At 45.5% G+C, this 12,301-nt stretch carries 9 protein-coding genes and 1 pseudogene; 2 read left to right on the top strand and 8 right to left on the bottom strand.

What is annotated here, in order from left to right; all coding sequences use genetic code 11:
* Positions 1–139: 139 nt before the first annotated feature.
* From LN893_RS16130 to murB, 4 genes are all read right to left on the bottom strand, one after another.
* Positions 140–592: a lipocalin family protein gene (locus LN893_RS16130; RefSeq protein ID WP_229971870.1), complete on the bottom strand. Its 453-nt coding sequence runs from the start codon at positions 590–592 to the stop codon at positions 140–142.
* A 139-nt stretch (positions 593–731) separates the two neighbouring features.
* Positions 732–1,148 carry a hypothetical protein gene (locus LN893_RS16125; protein ID WP_229971868.1) on the bottom strand — a complete coding sequence of 139 codons (417 nt, stop codon included), beginning with the start codon at positions 1,146–1,148 and terminating at the stop codon, positions 732–734.
* A gap of 81 nt (positions 1,149–1,229) precedes the next feature.
* The gene (locus tag LN893_RS16120) at positions 1,230–1,622 is read right to left on the bottom strand and encodes a hypothetical protein (protein WP_229971866.1); all 393 of its coding nucleotides are present in this window, start codon (positions 1,620–1,622) and stop codon (positions 1,230–1,232) included.
* 146 nt (positions 1,623–1,768) lie between these two features.
* The gene (gene murB / locus LN893_RS16115) at positions 1,769–2,785 is read right to left on the bottom strand and encodes a UDP-N-acetylmuramate dehydrogenase (protein WP_229971864.1); all 1,017 of its coding nucleotides are present in this window, start codon (positions 2,783–2,785) and stop codon (positions 1,769–1,771) included.
* 324 nt (positions 2,786–3,109) lie between these two features.
* On the opposite strand from murB, the gene LN893_RS16110 reads away from it, so the two are divergent.
* The gene (locus LN893_RS16110) at positions 3,110–4,291 is read left to right on the top strand and encodes a THUMP domain-containing class I SAM-dependent RNA methyltransferase (protein ID WP_229971862.1); all 1,182 of its coding nucleotides are present in this window, start codon (positions 3,110–3,112) and stop codon (positions 4,289–4,291) included.
* Positions 4,292–4,486: 195 nt separating this feature from the next.
* Here LN893_RS16110 and LN893_RS16105 read toward each other — a convergent pair.
* The 4 genes and pseudogenes from LN893_RS16105 to LN893_RS16090 form a co-directional block, all read right to left on the bottom strand.
* Positions 4,487–5,709: pseudogene (locus tag LN893_RS16105) on the bottom strand (IS3 family transposase); the annotation flags it as partial.
* A gap of 111 nt (positions 5,710–5,820) precedes the next feature.
* Positions 5,821–7,125, bottom strand: a complete 1,305-nt coding sequence (murA, locus tag LN893_RS16100; protein WP_229971858.1) for a UDP-N-acetylglucosamine 1-carboxyvinyltransferase — start codon at positions 7,123–7,125, stop codon at positions 5,821–5,823.
* A gap of 5 nt (positions 7,126–7,130) precedes the next feature.
* Positions 7,131–7,799 carry a DUF4290 domain-containing protein gene (locus LN893_RS16095; protein ID WP_229971856.1) on the bottom strand — a complete coding sequence of 223 codons (669 nt, stop codon included), beginning with the start codon at positions 7,797–7,799 and terminating at the stop codon, positions 7,131–7,133.
* A gap of 184 nt (positions 7,800–7,983) precedes the next feature.
* Positions 7,984–10,233, bottom strand: a complete 2,250-nt coding sequence (locus LN893_RS16090; protein WP_229971854.1) for an ATP-dependent helicase — start codon at positions 10,231–10,233, stop codon at positions 7,984–7,986.
* A 302-nt stretch (positions 10,234–10,535) separates the two neighbouring features.
* Between LN893_RS16090 and LN893_RS16085 the strand changes: the two genes are divergently transcribed.
* The gene (locus LN893_RS16085) at positions 10,536–12,200 is read left to right on the top strand and encodes an ankyrin repeat domain-containing protein (protein ID WP_229971852.1); all 1,665 of its coding nucleotides are present in this window, start codon (positions 10,536–10,538) and stop codon (positions 12,198–12,200) included.
* Positions 12,201–12,301 lie beyond the last annotated feature (101 nt).

Below are 12,301 nucleotides of genomic sequence, written 5' to 3'. Positions count from 1 at the left end.
GATATTTTGGAACAGAAGGCAGAATTAGTAAGACTTATTGTTGGATTGGAAAGGTTGTATCATTTGCTAGAACTCCTATAAACCAGCAAAGGCTCCCATATGGGGAGCCTTTGCTGGTTTATAGGAAATAAGGTTTCAGTTACCTTACAAGGCGTAGTTCTGCTGGCAGTGGAAAAGGAAAATTAGGAAGCTGCACAGTAGTAGTAAGGTTTAGGTTACTAGTTGTTAAAGTCTCTATTTCAGCCTCTGATGCCAGGCCAAAGAAGTCTCCAGTTATAGTTTGCTCGTCTTCGCTAAGCTCCCAGTTGCCCGAAGCAGGAATCGTTTGTCCATTTTGGGTATACTGCCCTGTAAAAGTACCATCAGTATTAAAAGTGATTCTTAATGACTTCGGATCGGGTACTAAGTTTGCTGCTCCAGGATAATCCGCCGCATCTTGTCCGCCAATCAAAATTCTGTCGCCATTCCAGGTTTCAGCGGTTAGGAGTTCGGTACGTGACAATTCAGAATCTTCTTCATCCTTTTCGCATGAGGTTAAAAAAGAGAGTATGCTCAGGGCAAAGAGCAATGATCGTATAGTTGTGAGCTTCATAATAATAAGAATAGATAAAGTTTAATCCAATAGCGTCAGCTTCGGCAGAAAGTTTAAATAAGGAGTGTGTTTTTCAGCTAACAGGGAAAACCATAACATCTGTTGCCTCCAATAAAGTGAAATACCTTCTTATGTACACTTACCTTTCGAACCTGAATTCTATACCTGATTGCAAATAAAACAACTCATCTTCATCTAATTTAGACACCACCACAGTGTATTCATTATCAGTTCCTTTATCAAAGATGATAGACCTCTCGTTATTCGTAAATTCCCAGTTTCCATTAATTTCGTCACCACCATAAGATTCTGTATAGGTTCCGTCTCTTTCAAAAACAGTGCTGTAGTTGTTCCAGATTATATTTGTTTGTTCTTCAAAAAAGTCAGTTGAATCTGCGTTGTTTATGTATACAGCACTACCTGTCCATTCGCCAGCAGTTAAAAGAGAAGTGTTAGGAGAAATGTCTTCTGCTTCGTCGTCATCGTTACTACAGCTTGCAAATGTTAAAACTAAAAAGGAGGCAAACAGTAGTTGAATGAGTTTAAATTTTGTCATGAGGTTAAGCATTTAGTTAAAGTTAGTAAGCGTAAAAATTAATACGTAAAAAATTTTAATATAGCCATATAGCAAAAGTGGCTATTGTACAAAAAGTATCTCTAAAGGGTAATCTGTGCCAGCGTCATTATGCGTTTTTAGCAATGTAAGTGCAGATCCTGTCAGAGTTTCTATCTCGAACTCCCCCAGAAGCTCTATATATAACCTTGTGTCGTTTTGGGTTAACTGCCACTGCCCTGTACTAGATACAGGTTGGTTGTTTTCAGTATAGAAGGCTTCGTAAGTGCCGTTTCTGTTAAAGCTAAGAGTTAAGGTGGAGATATCAGGTAGTGCTAGTTTTTCTGACAAACCTGGCGTAAGATTGATATTAAGGCCAGCAACTAATATTCTGTCGCCGTACCAGGTCTCTGCCACTAAAAGATCAGTTGGGGACAAAGGATCATCATCGCTGTCTTGGGTGCAGGAAGACAACATATACCCGTTGAAAACAACAAGTAAGAAAAGAACAAAAAAGCGTTTAAGCTGAAGCAAGGAGCAAATAACGATAGTACAGCATGTATATCGTAGGATGCATACCTAAGGTTGAGCGAAGGGTTCTTATTTTCTGCTAGAATAGGCTACTAAATAATATTAACCTCAGGAGAAAGCTTGATACCGAATTTTTCCTCTACAGACTGAATGATGCTATAGGCTAACTGTCGAACGTTTTCGCCATTAGCTCCGCCGTAATTTACCAGCACCAGCGCCTGGTGCTTATGCACACCATAATTATCTATCACTTTACCTTTCCAGCCGCACTGTTCAATCAGCCAGCCTGCGGGTACTTTCACAGTTTGTTCTGAAACAGGGTAGGAGGGCATATCTGGGTACTTTTCTTTTAGTATAGCAAAAAGCTGCAGTGGTATTTCGGGGTTTTTGAAAAAGCTGCCAGCATTTCCAATTTGCTTTGGGTCGGGGAGCTTGCTCTGGCGGATTTGGCAAACGGCGGCACTAACATCTTGTATGGTAGGCTGCTGTACCTGCATTTCTTCCAAAGTGGTTTTTATAGCGCCGTAGCTTGTATTCAGCAGCGGCTTTTTTGTGAGCTTAAACGTTACGTGCGTTACAATATACTGCCCTTTCCACTCATTCTTGAAAACACTTTCGCGGTAGCCAAAACAACAATCCTCGTTGCTAAAGGTCTTAACTTCACCTGTAGCAATGTTTACGGCCTCTAGTTCATGGAACACGTCTTTCAGTTCTACGCCGTAGGCACCAATGTTTTGCAGTGGTGCGGCACCCACTGTGCCAGGTATCAAAGAAAGGTTTTCAATGCCACCAAAGTTTTGCTGCAGTGCAAATTGCACAAACTCATGCCACACTTCTCCGCCGCCAGCTTTTATATACACATGCTCTTCGTTCTGTTCCAGTATATCAATACCTTTTATGCCATTCTGCAGCACTACACCATCAAAATCTTTGGTGAAGAGCAGGTTGCTTCCGCCACCAAGTACAAGCTTTGGTGCTTGTTTTACTTCAGGCAGGGCCAGGAGCTTTTGCAACTCCTCCACGCTCTCGAAGCGGGCAAAATGCTTGGCTTTAGCCTCTATACCAAACGTGTTGTACTCTTTAAGCGAAATATCTGACTGCAGTTTCATAACCTGTGTGTTTGCTGCAAAAATAGGATATTGCAGTATGAGTTCCGAGTTCGGAGGTACGAGATTTATAGGTATTGCTAAATCAGCAATAGGAGGCCTGCTCTTCAAGAGTTAATGTAAGTGAGCCAAACATTATTAGATCAACATAAAAGTAAGCGCATTATGTCTTGCAATCTGCTAAGAATCAGTGCTAATTTCATTTATGAGTCCCGTGTCTTGTAAATTGATGTTTGTGTCTCTTCATATTTTATCTAAAACTACTACCTCTGAATTCGGAACTCATAACTGTTAGTCCTAATTTTACCTTTTTCGTAAGCTTATACTATGGCAAAACAAAATCCGAACGGCAATTTTAATATGATAGCCACCACGCTGGCTGGTTTAGAAGAGGTGCTGGCCGCTGAGCTGGAGGCTCTAGATTTGGAATACATAAAGGTGGCAAATAGAGCGGTTACCTTCTCAGGAAATAAACGCCAGCTATATGAGGCGAACCTTTGGTGCCGAACAGCCATTCGTATACTTAAGCCTTTGCGCAATTTTAAAGCTCGCGACGAGGATGATTTATATAACCAGGTGCAGAAAGTAAATTGGGCTGATTACCTTGACTTGGACAAAACTTTCGCTATTGATGCAGTTGTTAGCCATTCCTCTTTCGAGCATTCGCTTTTTGTGGCGCAGCTTACGAAAGATGCTATCGTAGATCAGTTCCGAAAAGCAACAGGTGAGCGGCCCTCTGTAGATCGTATACGACCAGATGTACGCCTGAACCTGCACATGCACGAGAACATGGTAACGCTTTCACTGGACTCATCGGGAGACTCGCTGCATCGCCGTGGTTACCGCCTGCAAACCAATGTGGCCCCGCTCAATGAAGTATTGGCAGCTGGAATCATCTCTTTATCGGGTTGGGATAAAAAATCTACGTTTATTGACCCTATGTGCGGTTCGGGAACTTTTTTAATAGAGGCGGCTTTGATGGCGCAGAACTTAGCACCAGGGCTTTACCGCCGCGATCCGTTTGCTTTTGAGAGCTGGAAAGATTACGACGAAAGCCTTTTTGAGATGGTGTGGCGCACAGCAGAGGCAAAAGAAAAGCAAGCGCCGCAGGCAGAAATTATCGGGTATGATATAGATGCCGACTATGTGGACGCAGCTTTGAAGAATATAGAAAATGCTGGTTTAGCACATGTGATAAAGGTGGAAGAGACCGATTTCTTTGAAACAAAGGCTCCTGCAACTGAAGGTGTGCTAGTTATGAACCCGCCTTACAATGAACGGATTGTATCGGAAGATATTAACCTGCTTTACAAAAACATTGGCGACACGCTTAAGAACAACTACCAGGGCTACGATGCCTTTGTGTTTACAGGCAACCTAGATGCCGCTAAAAGTATCGGGTTGCGAGCCTCTCGCCGTACACCACTTTACAATGGCTCCATCGACTGCCGTCTACTCAAGTATGAGTTGTACAGAGGCAGCCGAAGAGGTGAAGAGAAAGAGAATTAAACAATAACTATACAGCCGCTGCTAATGTATTTACGAATCAGCAGCGGTTTTTATGCTTTAGCGAGGGATTTACTTTGTAACCTTGTTGTCTCGTCCTGAAATAGGTTGACAAGATTAGTTTAAAATTACCACTTTATCCTTAGCCTCCAAAGCCTGTGCTTTGGAGGCTTTCTTTTTCCATTTCACCATCTCCACTTTTTGCTGGCTGTGCATCTGCCTTGGTGTCAGAAGGCGGCAGCTCTGGTGTGGCCTAAGGTTGTTGTAAACAGCGATGGACTCCTCTATCACCTTTTCTGCCTGCTGATGGCTGCCAAAGCCGTCACCGATAAAGAACTCATCCTTGAGGATGCCGTTGATACGCTCGGCCACCGCATTCTGGTAAGGGTCGTACTGCTCCGTCATGCTGGGCCTGATGCCCGCCTGCACCAGTGCCTGCTGGTAATCAGCGCAGCAGTACTGCAGCCCCCTGTCGGAGTGGTGGATGAGCGGATGGCTGTACTTCCTGTTTCCAATGGCCATCCCGAGCGCCTGCAGCGGTCCCTCTGCCTTCAGGTCACGGGCCAGGCAATAACCCATGATCTGCTTTGAATAGGCATCCGAGACCAGGGAGAGGTAGCTGTAGCCCTGGTCGGTGTACACATAGGTGATGTCCGAGACGAAGACCTGCTCGGGACGGGTAATCTCCAGCTCCTCCACCAGGTTCTTGTGTCTGCGCAGCCAGTGCTTTGAGTCTGTGGTCTTCACATAGCTCTTCCTGGGCCTGATGAGCAGGCGGTTGCTGCCCAGCAGCGTGAAGAGCCTGTCCCTGCCTATCTTCAGATTACTTTCCGCAAACCCATCCTGTAGCAGGAAGTGCAGCTTTCTGGTGCCCAGGCGCGGCATCTTCAGGCGCTTCTCCTGCACCAGCTCCAGTACCTGCTGCTCTTCCAGCTCGTTTCCCGTTCTCACCTTCCTGCGCTTGTAGTAGGCCTGCCTCGTGTACCCAAACAGCTGGCAGGAGCGGCTGATGCTCATTTCTTCCTGCGCTGCGAAGCGCTCGACTGTTTGGGTGAAGGCCTTTTTCTGATCTCGAAGCCGAACTCCCCCTCGGCCACGTCGATGAGCGTGTCCAGCAGCTTTGCCTTCAGTTCTGCCTGCCTGGCCCGCTCCTGGGCCTCTGCCAGTTGCGCCTCGAGCTCCTTTATCCTTTGGTTGGGTGTGTTGTCCATCGCTTTGTCACTTGCTGTTGCAGACCAGGTCTGCTTTCCGTGTTTTCTGAGCCAAACCAGCACCGTGCTTCTTCCCTGAATGCCGTACTTCTTCTGGGCTTGTTTATACGTCAGGTCCCCGCGCTCGACCTCGGCCACGACCTGCAGTTTAAAGCCCAGCGTGTAATCCCGCTGCGTGCGCTTGCTTTTTTTCCCTTCAGCTTTTTGCATCTTTTCCTGAGTTAGCTGTCAACCTATTTCAGGACGGAACAATAAAATTAAAAGAGGCTGCCCGAGTAATCGGAACAGCCTCTTTTACTATTTGTTGATTTTTGACTACAGTTACAGTCTCCTGATCTGTGCGCCAATGGCATTTAGGCGGCCATCAATGTTTTGGTAACCGCGGTCAATCTGCTCCACGTTGTCGATAATACTGGTTCCTTCTGCAGAGAGGGCTGCAATAAGGAGAGCAACCCCAGCACGAATGTCAGGAGAAGTCATGCGGATGCCGCGCAACGGAATTTGATTGTTCTGGCCGATTACAGTAGCACGGTGCGGATCGCATAAAATGATTTGAGCACCCATGTCAATCAGTTTGTCTACAAAGAAGAGGCGGCTCTCGAACATCTTCTGGTGTACCAGCACTGTACCTTTAGCCTGCGTAGCCGTTACCAGTGCCACACTTAGTAGGTCAGGAGTAAGTCCTGGCCAGGTATGGTCCGAGATGTTCAGGATGCTACCATCAATGTAGGTATCTACTTCGTAATGGTCTTGCGCAGGAATGTAAATGTCGTCATCACGGAATTCCATTTTAATGCCCAGGCGCTGGAACGTTTCTGGTATAAGGCCCAACTCAGGTATTTGGCAATTCTTAATCGTTATTTCAGAACCCGTCATGGCTGCCAAGCCAATAAAAGAACCAATTTCGATCATATCGGGCAGCATGCGGTGTTCGGTGCCGCCTAATTGCTCAACGCCCTCAATAACCAGCAGGTTAGAACCAACTCCGCTGATTTTTGCGCCCATACGGTTCAGCATACGGCAAAGCTGCTGCACATAAGGTTCGCAAGCAGCATTGTAAATGGTAGTGGTGCCTTCGGCCAGTACAGCTGCCATCAAGATGTTGGCTGTACCAGTTACAGAGGCTTCGTCCAGAAGCATATAAGCACCTTTTAGCTTGTCGGCGGTAACGTTGAAGAAGCTATCCTGAGTGTCATAGCTAAACTTGGCACCCAGTTTTTCGAAAGCTATAAAGTGTGTATCTAATCTGCGGCGACCAATTTTGTCGCCACCTGGCTTTGGCATTTTAGCCTGACCATAACGCGCCAGCATCGGGCCCACAATCATAACAGAACCTCTGATGGCACGGCCTTGTTCTACAAAACTCTCTGTTTCCAGGTACTCCAGGTTCAGGTTCTCTGCACGGAAAGTATACGTGTCTTCTGATTGTTTTTCGACAACCACACCCAAATCAATCAAAAGCTCTATCAGCTTGTTTACATCGCGGATGTTGGGGATATTGGAAATTGTAACTGGCTCAGAGGTAAGCAATACTGCACATAGTATTTGTAGTGCTTCGTTTTTAGCACCCTGAGGGTAAATGTCGCCTTTAAGCTTAGCGCCGCCTTTTACTTCGAGAGAAGCCATTAATATTATTTATTTCTTTGGTTGGAAGATCTTACGTTTTTTCTGCCGCGGCTATCATTACGATTGTCGTTGCGGCTTTGCTGTTGGCTACGCTGGTTATCCTGCTGCTGCGGTTTTGCATTCGATTCGAACAGGTTGTTGCTTTCTACATAGCTCAGGTCAATATCCAATTTACCTTTGGATATTTGTTTGATGTCGGTTAAGATCACATCATCTGTAATGCTATCCTTGTTGTAAGACCTGTATAAAGTTTTCATCAGCTTACCTAAAGAGATAATGGCGGCTTCACGCTCTTTTTCATCTTCGAGTTCGGTAGCGCGCTGCACCAAAAGCTCCACATTTTTGCCATAGTGCTTAAACTTTGGCGTGTTTAGTGGGTACTCCATCTTCTGAGGCTTGTCGTTTAGGTACTCCATAGCGCTGAGCGGGTAAGGAGCGTCTACATCAAGCTTAGAGCCAGACATAACAAACAAGTGGTTCCAAAGCTTCTGCTGAAAATCCTGTGTGTCGCGCAGCTGCGGGTTCAGCTTTGCCATAAGGTTTATGAGCAACTGCGATAAACGCGTGCGCTCAGATCTGTCTTCTACTTTTAGTATGTAATTTACAAGGTCCTGCACATTTCTGCCATATTCGCGCAGCAGCAGGTCTTGTTTAAAGGTGGTACTAGCTTCCATTATATCAATTACGAATTACGAATTAAGAATTACGAATTACGAATTACGAATTAAGAATTAAAAATTAAAAATCACGAATTAAGAATTATAGTTATAAATGAATATATAAAGAGAGGCAGACCGATATAACGGCTGTTCGAACTAGCTTCTAATTCACTCTTAATTCGTAATTCTTATCTCGTAATTACTCATGTATGCGTAGTTTGGCAAAGCTCAGGAGCAGCGTCTTTTCGCCTACTTCTTCAAAGTCGATGATGGCTTTGATGCTGTTGCCCTGGCTATCTATTTTAGATACTACGCCGAAACCGAATTTAGGGTGCTCTACCTTCATGCCTGCCGCTAGGTTAGAGGTATCGCTTGGCTTGAAATCTGCCGGGGCAGTATAGGCAGTGGCCGCTTGCTTACGTGGCGGCGGCGTAACTAAGGCACCTATGCTGCTCTTGCGTTGCAGTACACGTTCGAAAGCGCCTCCGCCGCCGCCTGTATTTTCGCCGTATTTAAAGTTAATGTATTTTGGATCAATTTCATCCAGGAACCTGCTTTTTTCGCAAGCACGCAGGTTGCCCCACTGATAGCGGCTGGTGGCGTAGGTAAGGTAAAGCCGCTTCTCAGCACGGGTAATAGCCACATAAAATAAGCGGCGTTCCTCTTCCAGGTCGGCACGTGAGTTTAGCATCATTTGGCTAGGGAAGAGGTTTTCTTCCATGCCCACTATAAACACGTTCTTAAACTCCAGACCTTTGGCCGAGTGAATCGTCATCAGCGTTACAAACTCGCCATCATCATCGGCTTTTGTATCTGCGTCTGTAATTAAAGCAATGTCCTGCAGGAAAGCTGAAAGGCTTTTGTCTTCTCTTTCAGGATCATCGACATACTCTTTTATACCGTTCAGCAGCTCCTGTATGTTCTCGTAACGGGCCAGACCCTCTACGGTTTTGTCCTGGTATAGGTCATCTACTATGCCAGAGTGCTTGGCTACGTGCTTGGCAACCTCAAAGGCATCGCTATTGTCGGCAATGCGGGCGAAGTCTTTTATCATGATCGAGAAATTCTCGATGGCCGTACCCACACGGTTGCCTAAAACCTGGCTCGCGTGCTGCACTATTTCCCAAACCGTATGGTTCATTTCCTCGGCCGTCACAAATATTTTGGCCTCCGTTGTTTCGCCAATACCGCGTTTTGGGTAATTAATAACGCGACGCAGGGCCTGCTCGTCGTTCGGGTTCACCGTCAGGCGCAGATACGCAATCAGGTCTTTTATTTCTTTACGCTGATAAAAAGAAAGGCCACCGATAATCTTATACTTGATGTTCATGCGGCGCAGTGCTTCTTCCATCGCCCGCGACTGCGCGTTGGTGCGGTAAAGGATTGCAAAATCATCGTAGGAAAGGTGGTTGTTCATTTTCTCTTCGAAAATGGTGGTAGCCACTAGCTTGCCTTCTTCATTGTCTGAGTTTGCTTTAATTACCTCAATCAGCGGGCCTTGCTCATTATCTGTAAAAACGTCTTTACGCAGCTGAGCCGTGTTATTTTTAATAACAGAATTGGCCGCATGCACAATGTTTTTGGTAGATCTGTAGTTCTGCTCTAGTTTAAACACCTGCAGCTCTGGGTAGTCGCGCTCAAAGTTGAGGATGTTCTGGATATCAGCTCCACGGAAAGCGTAAATTGACTGCGCGTCGTCGCCCACCACCACAATGTTACGGTTTTGAGCCGCCAGTTTGCGTGTAATCAGGTACTGTGAATAGTTTGTATCCTGATACTCATCCACCATCACAAACTTGAAAATATTCTGGTATTTATTCAGCGCATCTGGATGATCTTTAAAAAGCACATTGGTGTTGAAAAGAAGATCGTCGAAATCCATAGCCCCAGCAGCAAAGCAGCGTTTTTGATACATTTCATAGATCTTCCCGATTTTCGGGCGCATAGCAGCTTCGTCATCGGCCTGAATCACAGCATCGCTTAGGTACTGCCTTACAGAGATCAGTTTATTTTTGGCGGCAGAAATACGGCCTAGCACCACGTTTGGCTTGTACAGCTTATCATCCAGGTTCATCTCCTTCACAATGTTGCGAATAAGTGTTTTGGAATCGTCTGAATCGTAAATTGTAAAACTTTTTGGGTAGCCGATTTTGTCCGCCTCGGCACGAAGAATACGTGAAAACACAGAGTGAAACGTGCCCATCCAGATGTTTTTCGCCTCGTTGCCGATTACCTTTTCAATACGGTGGCGCATTTCTTTAGCTGCCTTGTTCGTAAAGGTCAAGGCCAATATATTAAAAGGGTCTATACCCTGGCTAATCAGGTTGGCGATACGGTAGGTTAGTACTCTTGTTTTGCCTGAGCCTGCACCCGCTATAATCATGGCTGGTCCTTCGGTGTGCAGTACAGCCTGGCTTTGTGATTCGTTTAATAAACTAATAAAATCCATTTCTTCTCTTCCGCGTGCGTCTTTAAAATCATTGCAATTTACGAATTCAATTTCGTTTTCAGAATGGCAACCACACTTTTGGCACGACAAGTGTAAGTATAGTTGTAAAGCTTTATAGATTGAACACTTATGAAGGCGAAAGCGTTGAGGGGAGGCGCCACATCTGGCCCAAAGAAACGCCTAAGCTTGCCTATATGGTTCAACACCTTTGATTCGGGAGGATATAAGTGTATTTTTACAAGCTAATAATTACGAGAAAAGAGGTTTTGATTAAACAGCAGAAGAGCGCAAAAGCACCGAATATGAAGAAATTATTACTGACTTTAACAATGGTTTCCGTTTGCCAGCTAATTATAGCTCAGACCAAACCAGTAACTAAAAGTACTAGCAGTAAAACGGTGACAACTAAACCTGGCACTGCTGCAAAACCTGTAAGTCCTGCACCTGCAAGTGCTAACACAAAGCCAGTAGGCATGGCCACTGCCAAACCTGTTCCTTCTCAAGATAAGAATACCAGAATTATCTGGCGAAGCGCTGCGACCCAGGAAGGATTAAGATACTATACGAGCCTTAAGTTTAAAGAAGCGCAGGAAAAATTCAGGACTGCTATAGAGGAGGGAGATCATGATGCCTACTATTTTCTGGGCCGCATGCACCAGTACCGCGAACTGAAGTATGATACCATCCAAATAGATTCGATAAATGAGGTGCAGAATGCTTATAAGTATTTTTCTGCTAGTAAAGACTCGGCGCGCTACTACTTTCAAAAAGCTGTAGACGAGAATAGCCTGCTGGGGCATTTGGGTTTAGCAGAGCTGATGGTACTGCGAACCGATGAGGATAAGCAGCGCTTTTTGCAGCACATGCGTACCGCTGCCGTTGCCATACGAGAAAAGGCAGTGGAGGGCGATGCTTTCTCTAACAGGATTTTAGGGAGCATGTACTACACAGGTTATGGCGAAATGAAAGACATGGGCCTTGCTTTTAATTACCTGAATCGAGCTGCATTAAAGAATGACGTTGTAGCCTATACTTTCCTGGCTAATATGTATTTAGACGAAGAAGGTGTAACGCAAGATAAAGGAAAAGCAGTTGAATTCTTGAAAAAGGGTATAGACGCTGGAGATAGAGAAGCAACCTATACCCTGGGTCTCTTATATGAAGAGGGTAACCTGGGAGAGGTGAAGCTGGATGAGGCACGTAAGCTGTACCGAAAAGCAATTTCGAAAGGCAGTGTAAGTGCTTACGAGCAGCTAAAGTACATGAACATGACACCAGACGAGAAGCTGGTGGTTGCCTCCATTACGCGTAGCCCAGACATGATGAAGCGTGCTTTTACAGCGGGTGCAGACGTGAATACCTTAGCAACACCCGAAGAATTTGGGGATGACCTGAGAAACCGTACACCTTTGATGCATGCCATTTACATTCCGATGCTGCTGGAAGATTATGGCGTGATTTATGAACCTGATGTGCGTATCGAAATGGTTAACCAGCTGCTAGAGCGCGGTGCTAAGATAAACGCCCAGGATGCAGACGGTAAAACAGCTCTTCATTTTGTAGTGGGTAGTACAAGAGTGCGTTCAGAATTCTTTGAGCAAGAGCAGGTGCTTCTATTGGATATACTTCTGGGCAAAGGGGCCGATCCTAACATGAAAGATAAAGAGGGCAACACGGCCTTAGCACAGGCCTTGCAGGCCACCATAGGCCAACACATAGGCATCATGGAGCTTGATAAGCTGATAAGCGCAGGTGCTGACCCTAACATAACTAATGCCGAAGGGAAAACAGCCTTGATGCTGGCATGCGAAATGAATGCCAACTTCGAAGTAATTGTAGCCTTGCTTCAGGCAGGAGCAAACGTGAAAGCCCTTGACAACGCAGGCAAAGCTGCCATAGATTATACAAAGCATGAGAACGTGCAAAACATACTTATGGCGGCTGGCTCACCAAAGCGCGAGGAGTAAGGTTTAAGTTTTTAAGGTGCTGAAAGTGCGGGCTTTTGAACCATATGCTGCTTAACTTGTGAGGCTGTAAAACAAACTGTGTCAAAGGATTAGGAGTATTA

Source organism: Pontibacter harenae (assembly GCF_020907245.1).
Taxonomy (GTDB): Bacteria; Bacteroidota; Bacteroidia; order Cytophagales; family Hymenobacteraceae; genus Pontibacter; species Pontibacter harenae.
This window is presented reverse-complemented; position numbering and strand designations above follow the sequence as displayed.